The organism is Corynebacterium sp. HMSC064E07, assembly GCF_001815745.1.
Classification (GTDB): Bacteria; Actinomycetota; Actinomycetes; order Mycobacteriales; family Mycobacteriaceae; genus Corynebacterium; species Corynebacterium jeikeium_D.
On record NZ_KV821809.1, the window covers coordinates 40,125 to 57,620 of the forward strand.

Below are 17,496 nucleotides of genomic sequence, written 5' to 3' on the forward strand. Positions count from 1 at the left end.
TACGTGGACACGCCCCCGCACGTTAGTGCTTTACGACGAGATCCTCGATGCGGTGCCCCTCTTCAACGGGATCTGGGTTGACTGGGGCCGGGGCGGTGCCGTCACCGAATGGGCTGCCACCAAGGGCCTCACGGCCGTGCGGCTGGAGCAGGCCGGAGAGCTCCGGCCCCTTCGGGACAATCCCTAAAGGATTGAGGTCGCGATGGACTTCGTAGTAGTGGCGCTTGATATCGACGAAGTCAGTGGTGTCGCCGAAGCCCGGAGTCTGAAAGAGATCACGCAGGTAGTTGTATAGAACCGGCATCTCGGAAATCTTGCTCCGGTTGCACTTGAAGTGGCCGTGGTAGACAGCATCGAAGCGGATGAGGGTTGTGTAAAGGCGAATGTCGGCCTCAGTGATGTGGTCGCCAATGAGGTAACGGCGGGTCTCCAAGCGCTCAGAAACCTTGTCTAGGGCATTGAACAGCCGGTCGTAAGCTTTGTCGTAGGAGTCCTGCGAGCCTGCGAAGCCGCAGCGGTAGACACCGTTATTGATCTCGGTGTAGATGAACTGCATAAGCTCATCCATTTCCGCACGCAGCTCCTCCGGGTAGAGATCCGGGGCGCCGTCACGGTGAAACTCGGTCCACTCGGTAATGAAGTCCAAGGTGATCCGGGGGAAGTCATTGGTCACGACCTCGCCCGACTCGATCTCGACGATGGCCGGAACAGTAATACCGCGCTGGTAGTCCGGGAAACGCTTGAGGAATGCCTCCTGCAGGCGCTCGTAGCCTAGTACTTCGTCACGGCCACCTGGTCCCTTGTCGAATGCCCAGGAGCGGGCATCGTGCACTGGCCCTGGAATTCCGACTGAAATTGCATCTTCCAAGCCGAGCAACCTGCGAACAATAAGCGTGCGGTGTGCCCATGGGCACGCGCGAGCCGCGATGAGGCGGTAGCGACCGGCTTCAACGGGCCACGTCTTAATTCCGTCGCCTACCTCGCGACCGTTCTTAACAATGCGGTCGTTGATATAGCGGGTGTCGCGGTTAAAGTCCTTACCCTCCTGCGAGTACACACCGCCTGTGGAGTGGGAGGAATCCTCTACGTGATTAGCGTTATCTACCTGTTTGGCTTCGTCCTTTGTTGTCATGTCACCAATCATATGGGTAGAGAGACGGGCTGTCAACGGCAGTAAGGGCAGCCAGAGCCACCAAAATCGACAAGGCCACCAGGACATTAGGGCCCTTAGGGCCAATAGGACGGCTTGCGCTTCGCCAGTAGCCGGTTACTGTGCAGCAAACTACTTCTGGTGAAGCGTAAGCCCGCCCTAGACAACAGCGGCACCACCCTCATGGCCCAAAGCCCCATCACCCGGACCAAGGATGCAGCAAGCCCTCAAGCCGCCGATATAAGAACAAGGCCGAGCAGGTGCCCGTCGTAAAGCAAAGAAGGCACGAAAAAGCCCCAGCGAGGAAAACCTCGCCGGGGCGATTTCTCAAAGGGACGTGTAAGCCCTTAGCGGCCTAGCTTAGTTGCCAGCCAGCTTCTCGCGCAGAGCAGCGAGCTGCTCGTCGGAAGCCAGGGTGCCGCCTGCATTGTCTGCAGCCGGTGCGGCCGGAGCAGCCGGGGCTGCCTCGCCGGACTCGGAAGAGTAGTTCGAAGCGGTCTCTGCAGCCTCGGCAGCTGCAGCGCGGTGACGCTCGATCTGGGCAGCGTGCAGCTGGTGGTGACGCTCTGCCTCTGCGTAGCGAGCCTCCCACTCGGCGCGCTGAGTCTCGAAGCCCTCCATCCACTCGTTGGTCTCCGGGTCGAAGCCCTCCGGGAAGATGTAGTTGCCCTGCTCGTCGTAGGAGTCGCCCATGCCGTACTTGGTCGGGTCGAACTCTTCGGTGAAGTCCTCGTCAGCCTGCTTGAGGGACAGGGAGATACGACGACGCTCGAGGTCGATGTCGATGACCTTGACCATGACCTGCTCGTCGACGGAGACGATCTGGTCCGGAACGTCGATGTGGCGGGAAGCCAGCTCGGAGATGTGAACCAGGCCCTCGATGCCCTCCTCGACGCGGACGAACGCACCGAACGGAACCAGCTTGGTGACCTTGCCCGGAACAATCTGGCCGATTGCGTGAGTGCGGGCGAAGACGCGCCACGGATCTTCCTGAGTAGCCTTCAGGGACAGGGAAACGCGCTCGCGGTTCAGGTCGACCTCGAGAACCTCGACGGTGACCTCGTCGCCAACCTGGACAACCTCGGACGGGTGGTCGATGTGCTTCCAGGACAGCTCGGAAACGTGAACCAGGCCGTCAACACCGCCGAGATCGACGAATGCGCCGAAGTTGACGATGGAGGAAACGACACCCTTGCGGACCTGGCCCTTCTGCAGCTGGTGCAGGAACTCGGAGCGGACCTCAGACTGGGTCTGCTCGAGCCATGCACGGCGGGACAGAACGACGTTGTTGCGGTTCTTGTCGAGCTCGATGATCTTGGCCTCGATCTCCTGGCCGATGTACGGCTGGAGGTCGCGGACACGACGCATCTCGACGAGGGAAGCCGGCAGGAAGCCGCGCAGGCCGATGTCGAGGATCAGGCCGCCCTTGACGACCTCGATGACGGTACCGGTAACCGGCTCGTCGTTCTCCTTGAGCTGCTCGATGGTGCCCCAAGCACGCTCGTACTGAGCGCGCTTCTTGGACAGGATGAGGCGGCCTTCCTTGTCTTCCTTGGTCAGGACCAGCGCGTCGATCTCATCGCCAACTTCGACCACTTCGTCAGGGTCGACATCGTGCTTGATGGACAGTTCGCGGGAAGGAATGACACCTTCAGTCTTGTAGCCGATGTCGAGAAGAACCTCGTCGCGGTCAACCTTAACGACGGTGCCCTCAACGATGTCACCATCGTTGAAGTACTTCATCGTCGAGTCGACAGCGGCCAGGAAATCCTCAGCGGTGCCAATGTCGTTGATGGCAACCTGAGGGACGTTAGAAGTGGACATATAAGATGTGCTCCGAAGCGGATAGAAATCGAAAAACGGACAATTTCGGCCTTGCCCCTCAAAGAAACTCCTGGACAACCGGGCCAAATCCGCTTTCGGCGAATCTCGCCATTGGCAATTAGTTAACCCGGTATCCCCGAAGCTCGAGGCTGCAAAGTCGGCACGCTAATGCATACCTAGCGAACAATACCGATTTGAGCTGCGACATTCAAGTCCGCAACACATCCGCGGCAAGCCCGCAACAAGTCCGCCGACCAGCACTACGGCCCGACCTTCGCACCACTAATGCGCAGCAGTATCCCAGTTCACACCAGCACCGATAGAAACATCCAACGGCACCAACAATTCAGCCGCCGAGTCCATCTCCCGATGCAGCAGCTCCTTGATGGCTTCCTCTTCCCCATCTGCAACTTCCACAACCAGTTCGTCATGAACCTGCAGGAGGACACGTGAGCGCAACCCGCCCCGTCGTAAAGCATCGTCGACCCGGAGCATTGCAATCTTAATAATGTCTGCCGCCGAGCCCTGGATCGGCGAGTTCAAAGCCGCACGTTCCGCGTTATCGCGAGCGATGCGGTTGTCGGCGTTGAGTTCCGGCAGGTAGCGACGACGATCGAACATCGTGGCCGTAAAGCCGTCCTTGCGCGCCCGCTCAACAACCTTGTGCAGATAATCGCGCACACCACCGAAGCGCTCGAAGTAGTCCTCCATGAGCTTCTTCGCCTCGCGCTGCGGAATGTCGAGCTGCTGAGCCAGACCAAAAGCGCTCAGACCATAAGCCAATCCGTAGCTCATCGCCTTTACACGACGACGCAGCTCAGGCGTAACCTCATCGATGCCGACGCCGAAGACCTTCGAGCCGACGTAGTTATGCAGGTCCTCGCCCTGGCGGTAGGCCTCAATCAGCCCCGGATCCTGCGATAGGTGCGCCATCACGCGCATCTCAATCTGCGAGTAGTCCGCGGTGATCAGCTGCTCATAGCCATCGCCGACCACGAACGCCTCACGAATCCGTCGCCCGAACTCCGTGCGCACCGGGATGTTCTGCAGATTCGGCTCCGTCGACGACAGACGCCCCGTCGCCGCGACCGCCTGATTAAAAGTCGTATGAATACGGCCATCATCAGCGACAGCCTTAATCAGCCCCTCCACGGTCGACTTCATCTTCTGCGACTCGCGGAACTTCAACAGGTAATCCAGGAACGGATGCGGGTTGACCTTCGCCAGCCCCTCAATTTCCTTCGCCGCCGTGGAATAGCCCGTCTTCGTCTTCTTTGTCTTGGGCATTCCCAGCTGGTCAAACAGGACCTCTTGCAACTGCTTCGGCGATCCGAGATTCAGCTCAGGCTTATCGACGAGGTTGCGAGCCTCACTCTCCGCCTCATCGGTAGCCGCCTGCGCCTGCTTTCGGAGCTCCTCGAGCGCATCAACATCGACAGCGATACCGGCACGCTCCATCCGACCCAGCACTGGGGCGAGCGGGACTTCCAGGTCGGCGTACACACTGTAGAGCCCGGCCTCGTCGAGTTCGACAGCCAATCGCTCAGCCAGGTCGATGACGGCGGCGACATGGGAAGCGTCTTCGGCCGGGCCATCGAGCAGGGTCATCTGGCCCTCGGCCTGCGAAAGAGTCTGGCCCAGGTGACGCTGGACGACGTTGTCCAAGCTGTAGCTGCGCTGGCTTGGGCGCAGCAGATACGCAGCCAGGAAGGTGTCGTGGATGACCCCGGCCAGCTCGAAGTCGTAGTTCCAGAGTGCATGCATGGCCGTTTTAGAGTCATGCACCAGCTTCGGATGGTCGCCAGCGAGCCACTCGCGCAGTGCGTCGGCATCTTCGGCGGAAAGATCACCCAAGTCGAGAGAAACAGCCTGGCCGGAGGTCTTGCCCTTCTCATCTGCGGAGCCAATCATCAGGGTGTGCTCCCCGACCTGCAACGCGGCCGGCTCGTGCAGATTATCGAGCCAGGCAGCCAGGGCGCCGTCGTCAAGTGAAACAGCCTCGAGCTTTGTCGCACTGTCGCTGGTGGAGGCGGTGACGCCCGCGCCTTCGATGGAAAGGGTGCGGAACACGCGCTCGCGAAGGTTGTCGCCGAATTCGAGGCGGTCGAAGAAGTCGATGATTCCCTGGGCGTCGGCGGGACGGAGCTCGAGCTCGTTCGGACCGTATGGCAAGGGCAGGTCCTTGACCATTTCGGTGATGTCGCGGTTCAGCTGGACGTTTGCGACGCGCTCGCGGAAGTTATCGCCGACTTTGCCGCGGATTTCGTCAGCGTGGTCGATGAGGTTTGCCAGTGTGCCGTACTGAACGATCCACTTCGTCGCGGTCTTCTCGCCGACACCCGGAATGCCCGGGAGATTGTCGGAGGGGTCGCCGCGAAGAGCCGCGAAGTCCGGGTACTGAGTCGGCGTCAGACCGTACTTCTTCTCGATAGCAGCAGGCGTGAAGCGATGCAGCGTGGTGACGCCGCGCATTGGATAAAGCACCGTGGTGGTGTCGTTGACCAACTGGAACGAGTCACGGTCACCGGTGACGATGAGCGTTTCGAAGCCCTCAGGCTTGGCTTGGGTAGCCAAAGTCGCGATAATGTCGTCGGCCTCATAGTTGTCCTTTTCCAGCGTGACGATGCCCATCTCTTTCAGCACCTGCTGAATAAGCGGCACCTGACCACGGAATTCCTCAGGAGTCTTCTCACGCTGAGCCTTATACTCCGGGAAGATCTCGTTGCGGAAGGTCTCGCGGGCGACATCGAAGGCGACCGCCACGTGCGTGGGCGTTTCCTCGCTGAGGATATTGGACAGCATAGAAAGGAAGCCGTACACCGCGTTCGTTGTCTGACCACCGGTAGTTGAGAAATTATCCACCGGAAGGGCAAAGAACGCGCGGAAGGCCATGGAATGACCGTCGATAAGCATGAGGGTCTTCTTCATGACATCCCAGTGTAGGAAAATATTGAACAGCGTAGGAAAACTGAGATACGCGCTGAGGAATCGCGAGCTGCGGAGGATGAGCTGTTGGCCAGTCAGCTTCAGTGAACAATAATTACGGTAATCAGGCTGTATTTTGAAACGAGTTCAGCAGCCCCTTAGTCCACCTGAACAGTGATTCGCAAGAGTGAGCCTCTCGAGCGTCGCTTGGCACCTGGTTTCAGTTTCCGAAATGCTGTAATCCAACTTTAATATTCGCCTTATTTTCCTGGAGTTTTTCCATATTTTCCAGCGATTGTTCAACAGCATGCACGGAACCTGCCCCAAATGAGGCACCTAGAAATTACCCCCTCTTTGAGGTGGCCGCGAAAACATATCACCACGTCCTGCGCATGCCTCTGAAATCAATTGGCGTAGTTACGCTTTCATGGCTTTAGACTCTTCAGCATGAGTGAGTTCGATTCGACCGATTTCCAACGGAGCGCCCAGTCCACCCGCGAGCGCATCATCGCGGCTGCAGCTCGGCACTTCGCGCGCAAGCCTTTGCGAAGCGTGCCGCTGAAGGAAATTGCCAGCGATGCGGGCGTTAGCGCGCCGCTCATCATCAAGTACTTCGGCTCCAAAGAAGGTCTCATGGCCGAACTGATTGACTTCAGCCAGTTCAAAGGCACACTCAGCCGAGCTCCCTTCAATGAACTTGGCCAGCGGATGGCCAGCGCTATTTTGACTGGTCAAGGAATGGCCGGACAGTCCATGATTCCACTGATTGTCGGATCCCTCGACTCCGAGGAAACCGCAAAAGTCATTGCCGAGCGGTTCAATGAAGCTGTTGCAGATGACCTAATTCGCCGCGTCGAAGCGGACGGACCGGAAGACGTTAGCTACGACACTGCTGTGCACCGCAGCCAGATGGCTATTTCCCTCTGCGTCGGATACCTAGTTCTTTCCGACACCGGCCTAATCGATGAGGCCAACGCGCCGAGGATTTCGGTTGAGGCCCTGGGCAGCTGCCTGCAGCAAATCATCGAACACGGCTAAGAACCGAGCACGGCTAAGAAAGCAGCTCCACTGCCCACTGCCCACTGCCACCACCCACTACCACCGACTACTCCTGCGTAACTCACTGAATCAGCAGCGCCACCCCAGGCGCTGCTTTTTTGTTTTGTGTCCTTAATCGCACCCCGAAGCCACTAATACACACACGGAAATACGCTTCTTCTCAGGTGGAAGACATACAATGGCCTGCGATGTCTACTGAAAATACGAGCGCTCCTGGCGCAGAGTCGACCACGCTGCCGACCACGAGCCCCTACTCTGAAATCCCGAAGCCGACCCCGCTGGGTGTCATCGCCAACGCAGTTCGCGGTGGCCTCATTGGTCTCGCCGAGACGATTCCGGGGGTCTCCGGCGGCACCCTTGCGCTGATCACGGGCATCTACGGACGCCTGATTGAATCGGCAAAGCGCATCACCGACCTGCCGCGGGCAACTTCGAAGGGCACCTTCAAGGAGGACCTTCGCAGAATCGACTGGTGGCTGCTCATCCCGGTGGCTATCGGCATGGTTGCCGTGGTCTTCTCCATGGCAGGCATCATGGAGAACTTCGTCACCAACCAACCAGTCGCTTCCCGAGCACTGTTCATGGGCATGATCGCCGCCTCGATCACCATGCCGCTGAACGAGCTACAGCCAGGCGCTCTGCGTCAGCCGGGCATGCGCGGCAAGGCCATCGCAGTCTTCCTGTTCTTCAGCATCGCCCTGTTCGCGCTGACCTCCCTCCCCCAGGCCGCACCGACGCAGCCGCCTCTCTGGCTCGTACTCATCGCCGCCTCGATTGCCGTGTGCGCACTGGTTCTGCCGGGCGTTTCGGGCTCTTTCTTCCTGCTGGTCATCGGACTCTACGCACCGACCATGGGCGCAATTCACGACCGTGACTTCGCCTACATCGGCACGTTCTTCGTCGGCGCGCTGATTGGCATCGTCCTGTTCATCCGCCTCCTCGAATGGCTGCTGAGTACGCACCAGGCGCTCACGTTGGTCGCCATGTCCGGCCTCATGCTCGGTTCACTGCGCGCTCTCTGGCCGTGGCAGACCGAAAACAACGAGCTCCAGGGCATCGGCTCCGACTGGGGACTCGCCCTCGGACTGTTCATTCTCGGCGCCGCAATCGTCAGCGTCGTCGCTTATGCGCAGCGCCGTTTTTCTAATTCGGGGTCGATGGACTAAACTAGTCAAAGTCGCTTCGATAGAGCATTTTCGCTTATCGACGACTTTGCGCCCCTGTAGCCCAATTGGCAGAGGCAACGGATTCAAAACCCGTCCAGTGTGAGTTCGAGTCTCACCGGGGGCACGATTTTAAAACCCGCTTTCACCTGGCTTTTAGCCTGGTGGGGGCGGGTTTTTGCTTGTCTGCGTATTCACTATCTTTCACTCTTTTTCACGCACTTTCACGGGTATTTTGCACCAAAAATGAGCCAAAAAAGAGCCACGTATTGCCTGCTGAATCCTGCGTTAACTCCTGGGTGAATCTGTTTTTGGGAATAAGAAAACCCCGCCACTACCGATTGAGTGAACGGGGCAGTGCCATGGCAGGGACTCGCACCCCGCGAATGTGGCTACTCCATGGCTATGAGTCCGTTGATTTCAACAGGCGAGCATACGCTCTGAAAACTTCTTCATCGCCATCGGCGTACTCGGAAATCCCACTCAACAAAGCTTGCCGCTGCTCTTCTATGATGGAGACTCGAAACTCAGCGATGTCTTCTGCAAGACAGGTGGCTGCGTCTGCGTAGCGGCGCAGTGTCGCGGTTACTTCTGTTTTGCCGCCGCGGTCGCCGATGCGGGCGCGGTTGATAAACGGCACGAATTGTACCGCGCCGAAGTTGTGCTGCAGACACTCGCTCAACTGCCCGGTCACGCATTAAAACTGCCGAGACGGTTTCCGCTTCACCAACAGCCGTTCAGTGTGCAGCAAATGCATTCTGGTGAAGCGGAAGCCGTCCTTTTACAGCAGGCATCCAACTGGGCTCTGGCCAATTGGCGTCATCAACAAACGAAGCCCGCTGCTACAGGTTATCCACCGCGTACTGAGCTTCCTCCGGAGTAAACTGCTCGCCGTATTCCGACGTCAGCTGCTCGTAAACCGCATCCGGGGACATTGCCATCGAATCCTGATAGATTCTCGCCTTTTCCAGTGCGTTCTTATTCCAGTCCGCTTCAAGGTTATCCATTGCATACTGGGCAGCCTCCGGTGAGAACTTCTCGCCATACTCCGAGGTCAGCTGATCATAAATACCGGCCTTCGACATGTGCATGCGATTCGCGTAAATCTCTGCCTTGCGGAGAGCATTCTTGTATTCAGTCGAGACCTTCTCATCCTGCTTTTGCTGCTCCCCCGTCTGACCTTGCTGCTCATCTGCACCTGCCTCGGGTGCCTCAGCGAAATCGGCATTCTCAACAGTCCCAGAATCAGCCGCAACGGCAGTCTCCGAGCCAAAGAGAGACGCAGCTTCAGAATCGGAACCCGCGTCAGTGTCACCGCCACCAGTCAAGCTGGCCGCCACAGCTAGAACGACGACAGCGCCCGCGGCGATACCACCCCATTTGAAGCAGCCACCCTTCTTCTTTTCTTTCGGAGCCGGAGGCACCTGCCCCGCTGCCGACGGACCCTGCGGGTAGGACTGCTGGCCGAGCGGATCCTGCGGGTTGTGCTGGTAGTACTGCTGCCCCGGCGAAGCCTGCGGATCCTGGGATACATACGGATTCTGGGAGCCATACGGGTTCTGTGGGCTCTGCGGGTTCTGGGGGAAAGTGGAATTGGACATCGTAAGAAGCCTCCTGCGTAGAAGTTGCAATAAACGAACAGCTCTCTGTCGTCAGTTGGAACTATCTCAGGAACCCCGGACTCAACTTTCCGCACTACACAAATATTTTCGATTCGCGAACCATACGGCACCACTGAAGGTAAGAAAAAACCAGGCCTCTACCCCATATAACAGGGCTTGGAACTGGTTAATCTCTTTAAAAACTAACCTTCAACCCCGGCCAGCGCTTGCTCAATATCGGCAAATAATATCGCCAACATTTTCCAAACCAATAGAAGGCCAAAAGCGGCCAAGGCGTGGAGCCCCCAACGACAGCCGCCTATATGGAACCCGACAGCACATAGACGCCCCACCGAAGGCACTTCCCAACAAAGACGCTTCCGAGCAAGCCCCGGTGCACACCTTCATCGCAAACAACACAGCAGCGTAGCTCTTGACATAGATGACGCCATGGCAGGACTCGTCGAACTCGGCAAAAGCCGGGGTTCCGGCATCACGCCCGCGGCCGCCAGCCCCACGACACTTCCCAAATCCCCGCTCCCCCAACCGCAAAGATTTTATTTTCCACCCCACTGTCCATATAATGAGATACCAATCCCGTATAGCAAGACTGGTTTAGTTTTTACGCACACCACTACGTATCACCTGCCAAGCTTTGCTCCCGGCTTTACGCACTGCCCACCAGCAGCTCACGCCGCGGTCGAGTTTTCTCAAAGTACAAAGTACTCAGTACTCAACACGTTTTGGACTGTCATCATGCCTGCTGCGAATTCCCCCTCTAGCTCCTCCGCCCACACTGCGAACGCGAACTCCGCTAAGACGCCACTTCACGCAGTACCGGAGGACACCGCCCCCACAGATCCGTCGACCATCACCGATGCGGAAATCTTTGAGGCACACCGAGGCGGCAAGCTCCGCTCCCACTCCACCATGAAGCTCGAGACAATTCGCGACCTCTCCATCGGCTACACCCCAGGTGTCGCTCGCGTCTGTGAGGCCATCCACGAAGATCCGGCTCTGGCCCGCACCTACACCTGGACCGGCCAGAACGTCGCAGTGGTTTCCGACGGCACCGCCGTGCTTGGCCTTGGCGACATCGGGCCCAAGGCCGCGCTACCGGTGATGGAAGGAAAAGCCCAGCTCTTCGAGCAGTTCGCCGGCATCTCCGCTGTGCCAATCGTCCTGGATACCCTCAATACAGAGGAAATCATCCAGACGGTCAAGGCGCTGGCGCCGTCGTTTGGCGGAGTGAACCTCGAAGACATCTCCGCGCCTCGCTGCTTCGAGATCGAGCAGCGTCTCGACCAAGAGCTCGACATCCCCATCTTCCACGACGACCAGCACGGCACCGCCATCGTCATCGCCGCCGGCCTGATCAACGCCTGCAAGCTGACAGGTCGCAGCTTCCAGGATCTCCGCGTGGTCATCTCCGGCGCTGGTGCCGCTGGTGTCGCTGCGACGAAGATGCTGCTGTCCGCTGGCGTGTCCGACATCGTCGTCGTCGATTCGCGCGGCATCATCCACCCGGACCGCGAGCCACTGAGCGACATCAAGCAGTGGGTCGCCGGCATGACTAACCCACGCGGTATCACCGGCTCGATCAACGATGCGCTTGTCGACGCTAACGTGTTCATCGGCGTCTCTGCCGGCCGTATCGGCGAGGATGCGATTAGCCAAATGGCCGCTGACCCGATTCTGTTCTCGCTGGCCAACCCGATTCCGGAGATTCCGATGGAAGTCGCCCGCAAGTACGGAGCCGTCGTGGCCACTGGCCGCTCGGATCATCCGAACCAGATTAATAATGTGCTGGCCTTCCCGGGTCTGTTCCGTGGCGCACTGGAGGCGGGTGCCAAACGGATCACCGAGGCCATGAAGCTGGCTGCTACTCAGGCCATTGCAAATGTTGGCGTAGAAGACCTGAGTGCCGACCGCATTATCCCGTCGGCGCTGGATTCGCGCGTCATGCCGGCCGTGGCGAAGGCTGTCCGCGATGCTGCGCTGAGCGACCCGGCCTCCGGCGCGGTCGGCCCGCTCGACGTCACTGGCAATGGCTTTGCTGCAGCTGAAGCGAACTAGAAAACCGGCGCTGACTATTCCCCGGGAAGTCTGAAAAGTGTGCGGTTTTCCTGCACCAGCCTAAGACGCAGCTGAATAGGGGTACCGAATTTAAGGTATTCCTGTGCCTAGGTAACATATTCAGATATGAAAAGACCCATCGCATTGGCGGCTGCCACGCTGACTGCGACCTTGTTCTTAGGGCTTACAGGCTGCGTCACCAATGACGAAAGCGGTAACCCCGAGGGCTGGTCAGAGATCAAACCGGCAGCGGTCCCCGAACTGGCGAAACAGGTCCCAGCAGATCTTCGTAAGCGCGAAGTATTGCGCATCGGCACCAACCCAACATTCGCCCCGGCAGAGTTTAAGGATTCCGCCGGTTCCATCATCGGATTCGACATTGACCTCATGCGGGCCATGGCCAGCGTCCTGGATCTGCGGCTGGAAATCCAAGAACAGGATTTCGCACTGATTCTGCCGGCCCTGTCGGCCGGCGCAGTTGATGTTGGTGCCTCCGGCTTCACCTCAAACGAGGAGCGCCGCAAGACCTACGACTTCGTCGACTACCTGGATACCGGCCTGCAGTGGGCACGTCGCCCGGGCAGCGACGCCAGCTCCGACAACTACTGTGGCAAAACTGTCGCTGTTCAGCGCAATACCGTCGCTGACATGGAGGACCTGCCGGTAAAGAATCAGGATTGTCTGGATCGCGGTTTGCCACCAATTAACAAATTGGCCTACCAGGATGCTGGTACCGCAGCTACCACCGTGGTGCTGGGGCGTGCTGACGCGCTGGCAGCTGACTCACCAGTCAGTGCCTACGCGGTCAATCGTTCTGAGGGCAAACTCGAACTTGCCGGAGATATCTACGATGGTGCCCCGTTCGGCTTCGCTATTCCGAAGGATTCAGAACTCGGCCCAGTACTCCAGCAGGCGCTGCAGTACCTCATCGACAACGGCCAGTACAAGCAAATCCTGACCACATGGGGTTTGGAAGACGGTGCTTTGGAACGCGCCACTATTAACGGAGAGGAACTTTAAGTGAGCGACTCATCTGCGTCTGGCGCCCGCTACGAGGCCACACAGGCGGAACTCAACGAAGAAATTAAGGCCAAACCGCTGCCGCACCCGGGTCGCTGGATCACCGCAGCAGTGCTGCTTGTGCTCTTCCTGTGGTTCATCATCGGTGCCGCCCGCAACGAGGCCTACCACTGGGATGTTTACTTCCAGTACCTGTTCGACACACGAATCGCCGCTGCCGCTGGCTGGACCATTGCACTAACGGTCCTGGCCATGCTCATCGGTATCGTCGGCGGTGCCATCGTCGCCGTACTCCGAATGTCGGACAACCCCGTGCTGTCCACTGTTGCTTGGTTCTACCTGTGGGTTTTCCGAGGAACTCCGGTCTACGTGCAGCTGGTCTTTTGGGGCCTCCTCGGCACTATCTACTCGACGATTGACCTGGGCGTTGCCGAGGTTGATCTCAGCACTGTCCTGTCCAATACCTTTGTGTTAGCGTTCGTCGGTCTCGGCTTGAATGAGTCCGCATACATGGCTGAAATTGTCCGTGCCGGCATCCAGGCTGTCCCGGAGGGCCAGACCGAAGCATCGAAGGCACTGGGTATGAGCTGGTGGCAGACTGTCCGCCGCACCATCTTGCCACAGGCTATGCGCATCATCATCCCGCCGACGGGCAACGAGTTCATCTCCCTGCTGAAGACCACTTCGCTGGTCATCGCAGTGCCGTTCTCGCTGGAACTCTACGGCCGCTCCACGGACATCGCCAATGCGCTGTTCCTGCCGGTGCCGATGCTGCTTGTCGCCGCCACCTGGTACTTGGTCATCACATCAATTCTGATGGTCGGACAGTTCTACCTTGAGCGCTACTTCGCCCGCGGCGCTACCCGTCAGCTCACCGCCCGCCAGCTGGCCGCGCTTGCCGACGCCGAAGGTGTGCCGCCTGCAAATGCTCGCGTTGTCGATAAGGACGAAGAGCACTTCTACCGAGAGGATCCGCAGTAAATGACTACCAAAGATTTGATGGTTGAGGCGCAAAAGGTTCGGAAGAACTTCGGCCGTCTCGAGGTCCTCAAGGGCATCGACCTGGAAGTTCCACGCGGTACGGTTACCTGCCTCATTGGTCCTTCGGGCTCCGGTAAGTCCACGCTGCTGCGCTGTATCAACCACCTGGAGAAGGTCAATGCCGGCCGTCTCTACGTCGACGGTTCCCTGATTGGCTACCGCGAAAAGAACGGCAGCCTCTACGAGATTTCCGCCGCAGAAGCTGCCCGTCAGCGTCGCGATATCGGTATGGTTTTCCAGAACTTCAATCTGTTCCCGCACCGCACGGTGCTGGGAAATATCACCGAGGCACCAGTGCTGGTAAAGGGCGTCTCTCAGGAGCAGGCTGAAAAGCGTGCCATGGAGCTGCTGGAGACTGTTGGTCTGGCTCACAAGGCCGATGCCTACCCTGTTCAGCTCTCGGGCGGTCAGCAGCAGCGTGTTGCCATTGCTCGAGCCCTGGCCATGGAGCCGAAGCTAATGCTCTTCGATGAGCCGACTTCCGCTCTTGACCCCGAGCTCGTCGGTGAGGTTCTCAACGTCATGCGTGGTCTGGCCGATAAGGGCATGACCATGGTCGTCGTGACGCACGAGATGGGCTTTGCCCGCGAAGTCGCCGACCAGGTCGTGTTTATGGCTGACGGCGTGGTCGTGGAGAAAGGCACCCCGGATGAGGTGCTGGGTAATCCGCAGCACGAGCGCACCCGCAACTTCCTGTCTTCGCTGTTGAAGTAACAGCAAGCCTAAGCGCCAAAAGTTGCGGAGATTCCGCGAAACATAGTGACTGCCGCGCCGGTAGTCGCCAGAATGACCGCGAGCTTTCGGGCTTGCACAATGGGCACTCGTCGGGAAACGCGAGTGCCCAAAAATATACCCACAATCATGGCAACCAAACACAGCGGCCAGAGGATAACCGGTGTGGTGGCGAAGACAGATACGTCACCGCTGATTTCCTTGAACAGCAAGGACAACGCGCCGGAAACAAAGAAGAGCGGTTGCAGGGTGGCTGCAAATGTCTGCGCTGGCCAACGGGAAGCCTGTGCGTAAACGGTAATGGCTGGGCCCGCAATGCCGGCCAGGGTATTCATAAAACCGCCGGCCACGCCTGAGGCAACGGCGTATTGTGGGCCGTCGACACGCATGCGCTGAGGCATAAAGGATGTCACTAGCAGCGCGAGTAGCACGAGCCCGCCGACCAGAACCTGGAGTGGCCCGCTGGGCGTGTTGTGAACCACCCAGGCGCCTGGCAGCGCACCTAAGGCCATCACCGGGCCAATCAGCCAGAACTTCTTCCAATCGACGTTCTCTCGCACCGAGATGGTCTGCATGATCGCATTGACCGATGCGAGCACGTTAATAATCAAAATTCCTGCTACGGGACCTGCAACCAGTGAGAGGACCGGACCTCCCAACAGTCCGAGTCCCATACCGGCTATTCGCTGCATCAGAGCCCCGATGAAAATCGTTGCCACGATAAAGACAAAAGCCCACACTGATAACTCCATAGGAGGGAGTTTACAGCGTGGGCTTTTTGGCTTTTCGACGGGCGGGGTCGCCGAGGATCCGTCGTAAAGCGGAAACGTTAGCAGACTAGATGACGCCCTGAGCCAGCATTGCGTTAGCGACCTTCTTGAAGCCTGCGATGTTGGCACCGAGCACGTAGTTACCCTCGTGATCGTACTCAGCGGCGGTGGTTTCGCAGTTCTTGAAGATGTTGGTCATGATGCGCTTCAGGCGCTCATCGGTGTAGGAGAAGGACCAGGAATCGCGGGTAGCGTTCTGCTGCATCTCCAGAGCGGAGGTAGCAACACCACCGGCATTGGCAGCCTTGCCCGGCGCAAAGTGGACACCGTTGGCCTTGAAGACCTCGATAGCCTCCGGAGTGGACGGCATGTTTGCGCCCTCAGCAACGAAGCGGCAGCCGTTGTCGACCAGCAGCTTGGCGGACTCGCCATTGAGCTCATTCTGAGTTGCACACGGCAGTGCGACATCAGCCTTGAGCTCCCAGATGTTGCCACCCTCGTGGAACTCAGCGCCCTCAGCCTCAGCGACGTACTCGGAGACGCGAGCACGACGAACTTCCTTGATCTCCTTCAGCAGCTCGACGTCGACACCGTTCGGGGTGGAGACGTAACCGGAAGAGTCAGAGAAACCGACGACGGTAGCGCCGAGCTCCTGAGCCTTCTTAATGGCGTAGATGGCGACGTTACCGGAACCGGAAACGATGACCTTGGCACCGTTGATGTCAGCACCGTTGGCCTTCATCATCTCTTCAGTGAAGTAGACACAGCCGTAACCGGTGGCCTCGGTACGAACCAGGGAACCGCCCCAGGTCAGGCCCTTACCGGTGAGAACGCCGGACTCGTGCTGGTTGGCCATACGGCGGTACTGACCGAACAGGTAGCCAATCTCGCGGCCGCCGACGCCGATGTCACCGGCCGGGACGTCACGGTACTCACCGATGTGGCGGTGCAGCTCAGTCATGAACGACTGGCAGAAGCGCATGATTTCTAGCTCGGACTTGCCCTTCGGATCAAAGTCGGAGCCACCCTTGCCGCCACCGATCGGCAGGCCGGTCAGGGAGTTCTTGAAGATCTGCTCGAAGCCCAGGAACTTAATGATGCCGAGGTTCACGCTCGGGTGGAAGCGCAGACCACCCTTGTACGGGCCCAGCACAGAGTTGAATTGAACACGGAAGCCACGGTTGACCTGGACCTTCCCCTGGTCATCGACCCACGGCACGCGGAAAATGATCTGACGCTCCGGCTCACACAGACGCTGAACCAAGCCGTAGTCACCGTAGTGTGGGTCCTTTTCCAGGACGACCTTCAGCGACTCCAGAACTTCTGCCACTGCCTGGTGGAACTCCGGCTCACCGGCGTTTCGGGTGAGAATCTGGTCATAGAGTCCCGAAACCTTCTGCTCGATATTCAAAATAAACCTCTCTGCGAAACCATTATGGCGCCCACGAAGAACAAACCGTCAGCGGTTGTAAACCACTTTCCGGTTGCCGTAACTCGGTGGCACAGGTTGTGTGCACAAGGACTGGGCAACTGTAGATATTGAAGCGGACATAATTATACAACGGCATATTGCTGGGAAAACTCGTAGCGATTCGCGCTACACCCGTTGGCCAAGCCAATCACTGACTCTGTGGAGGCTTACACTTTTCACGAATTAGGTAGGATATTACCTAAATACGGCAACATTCCAGGGATACGTCGCAACAGATTCGAGCATTTCGTCGAACTCACGCAGCACTGGGTCCGGGGGCAATTCTGCACGCGGAGTCAGTAGCTCAGAGAGGTCCATAGCGAGTTCATTGAGAGAACCGCCGTGCTGATCGAAGCTCAAGAGATAACGGAATACCTTCCTATCCCCCAACGGCTCCTTCGGGTTCTCACGCTCCCACTGCTCCACCAACTGCGCGTCCGTGTCCGCCGACGCCACCGAAACATCCACGTCACTAATTCGCCCGGCGCGGTCAAACTCACTCAACTTGGTACGAAATGCCTCGGCCAGCGCCTCCGATTCGGTCGGCTTCACCAGGCAGTGAAAAACAATCTTCGACATAACTTCACAGGCTAAGCCACGCGAGACGGCCAGACAATAGCTAACCGTCGTCAAGCCCTGTCCCCCTACGTTGGCGCGCCGACCG

The 17,496-nt window shown here is 58.4% G+C and carries 14 protein-coding genes and 1 tRNA gene; 7 read left to right on the top strand and 8 right to left on the bottom strand.

The window, feature by feature from the left end:
- Positions 1-22 precede the first annotated feature (22 nt).
- The 3 genes from HMPREF3053_RS03065 to polA form a co-directional block, all read right to left on the bottom strand.
- Complete coding sequence (locus tag HMPREF3053_RS03065; RefSeq protein WP_371450120.1) at positions 23-1,132, bottom strand: glutathione S-transferase family protein; 1,110 nt, start codon at positions 1,130-1,132, stop codon at positions 23-25.
- A 378-nt stretch (positions 1,133-1,510) separates the two neighbouring features.
- The gene (gene rpsA, locus HMPREF3053_RS03070; RefSeq protein WP_005510285.1) at positions 1,511-2,974 is read right to left on the bottom strand and encodes a 30S ribosomal protein S1; all 1,464 of its coding nucleotides are present in this window, start codon (positions 2,972-2,974) and stop codon (positions 1,511-1,513) included.
- 282 nt (positions 2,975-3,256) lie between these two features.
- Positions 3,257-5,887 (bottom strand): DNA polymerase I, encoded by a 2,631-nt coding sequence (gene polA, locus HMPREF3053_RS03075; protein WP_070767289.1) that lies wholly within the window; start codon positions 5,885-5,887, stop codon positions 3,257-3,259.
- Positions 5,888-6,346: 459 nt separating this feature from the next.
- Between polA and HMPREF3053_RS03080 the strand changes: the two genes are divergently transcribed.
- The 3 genes from HMPREF3053_RS03080 (at position 6,347) to HMPREF3053_RS03090 (ending at position 8,248) form a co-directional block, all read left to right on the top strand.
- A complete protein-coding gene (locus tag HMPREF3053_RS03080; RefSeq protein ID WP_049190009.1) occupies positions 6,347-6,937 on the top strand; it encodes a TetR/AcrR family transcriptional regulator in 591 nt (196 codons plus the stop codon).
- A gap of 209 nt (positions 6,938-7,146) precedes the next feature.
- Positions 7,147-8,124, top strand: coding sequence for a DUF368 domain-containing protein (locus HMPREF3053_RS03085; protein WP_049190011.1), 978 nt, complete (start codon positions 7,147-7,149; stop codon positions 8,122-8,124).
- Between the two features lie 50 nt (positions 8,125-8,174).
- A tRNA-Leu gene (locus HMPREF3053_RS03090) sits at positions 8,175-8,248 on the top strand.
- Positions 8,249-8,524: 276 nt separating this feature from the next.
- Here HMPREF3053_RS03090 and HMPREF3053_RS03095 read toward each other — a convergent pair.
- Positions 8,525-8,815, bottom strand: coding sequence for a hypothetical protein (locus tag HMPREF3053_RS03095; protein ID WP_070767265.1), 291 nt, complete (start codon positions 8,813-8,815; stop codon positions 8,525-8,527).
- A 148-nt stretch (positions 8,816-8,963) separates the two neighbouring features.
- Positions 8,964-9,722: an Ltp family lipoprotein gene (locus HMPREF3053_RS03100; protein ID WP_083317208.1), complete on the bottom strand. Its 759-nt coding sequence runs from the start codon at positions 9,720-9,722 to the stop codon at positions 8,964-8,966.
- Between the two features lie 756 nt (positions 9,723-10,478).
- On the opposite strand from HMPREF3053_RS03100, the gene HMPREF3053_RS03105 reads away from it, so the two are divergent.
- The 4 genes from HMPREF3053_RS03105 to ehuA all read left to right on the top strand — a co-directional run bounded on the left by HMPREF3053_RS03105 (position 10,479) and on the right by ehuA (position 14,573).
- Positions 10,479-11,798, top strand: coding sequence for an NAD(P)-dependent malic enzyme (locus HMPREF3053_RS03105; RefSeq protein ID WP_016422929.1), 1,320 nt, complete (start codon positions 10,479-10,481; stop codon positions 11,796-11,798).
- A 126-nt stretch (positions 11,799-11,924) separates the two neighbouring features.
- Complete coding sequence (locus HMPREF3053_RS03110) at positions 11,925-12,818, top strand: ABC transporter substrate-binding protein (protein WP_016422930.1); 894 nt, start codon at positions 11,925-11,927, stop codon at positions 12,816-12,818.
- Entirely contained in the window at positions 12,819-13,799 is a 981-nt protein-coding gene (locus tag HMPREF3053_RS03115; RefSeq protein ID WP_070767266.1) for an amino acid ABC transporter permease, read from the top strand. It begins immediately after the preceding gene.
- Positions 13,800-14,573, top strand: a complete 774-nt coding sequence (gene ehuA, locus HMPREF3053_RS03120) for an ectoine/hydroxyectoine ABC transporter ATP-binding protein EhuA (protein WP_016422932.1) — start codon at positions 13,800-13,802, stop codon at positions 14,571-14,573.
- Positions 14,574-14,581: 8 nt separating this feature from the next.
- On the opposite strand, the gene HMPREF3053_RS03125 is transcribed toward ehuA, so the two are convergent.
- From HMPREF3053_RS03125 to HMPREF3053_RS03135, 3 genes are all read right to left on the bottom strand, one after another.
- Positions 14,582-15,343: a sulfite exporter TauE/SafE family protein gene (locus HMPREF3053_RS03125; protein ID WP_042388756.1), complete on the bottom strand. Its 762-nt coding sequence runs from the start codon at positions 15,341-15,343 to the stop codon at positions 14,582-14,584.
- Positions 15,344-15,428: 85 nt separating this feature from the next.
- Positions 15,429-16,772: an NADP-specific glutamate dehydrogenase gene (gene gdhA / locus HMPREF3053_RS03130; RefSeq protein ID WP_016422934.1), complete on the bottom strand. Its 1,344-nt coding sequence runs from the start codon at positions 16,770-16,772 to the stop codon at positions 15,429-15,431.
- 255 nt (positions 16,773-17,027) lie between these two features.
- Entirely contained in the window at positions 17,028-17,411 is a 384-nt protein-coding gene (locus HMPREF3053_RS03135; protein WP_042388759.1) for a hypothetical protein, read from the bottom strand.
- Positions 17,412-17,496 lie beyond the last annotated feature (85 nt).